At 50.4% G+C, this 272-nt stretch carries 2 tRNA genes; both read left to right on the top strand.

Annotation, left to right across the window (positions count from 1 at the left end):
* Positions 1 to 40: 40 nt before the first annotated feature.
* A tRNA-Leu gene (locus LJC66_RS27565) sits at positions 41 to 122 on the top strand.
* Between the two features lie 23 nt (positions 123 to 145).
* Positions 146 to 220 (top strand) — tRNA-Gly (locus LJC66_RS27560).
* The last annotated feature ends 52 nt before the right edge of the window (positions 221 to 272 follow it).

The following is a 272-nucleotide window of genomic DNA, read 5'->3' as shown; positions in this document are numbered from 1 at the left end:
AAGGTTCGAGTCCTTCATGGCTCACCATTTATATTCACACGCGGGTGTGGCGGAATTGGCAGACGCGCTAGACTTAGGATCTAGTGTCTTACGACGTGGGGGTTCAAGTCCCTTCACCCGCATCTTTTATTAATTTCATATATACGCGGAAGTAGTTCAGTGGTAGAACACCACCTTGCCAAGGTGGGGGTCGCGAGTTCGAACCTCGTCTTCCGCTCCACATATATAAGTCCTGCCGGGGTGGTGGAATTGGCAGACACACAGGACTTAAA

Origin of the sequence: Priestia sp. TSO9 (assembly GCF_021029645.1) — a bacterium.
Classification (GTDB): domain Bacteria; phylum Bacillota; class Bacilli; order Bacillales; family Bacillaceae_H; genus Priestia; species Priestia megaterium_E.
The sequence above is the reverse complement of the archived record's forward strand: the minus strand, read 5'-3'. Positions and strand labels throughout refer to the sequence as shown.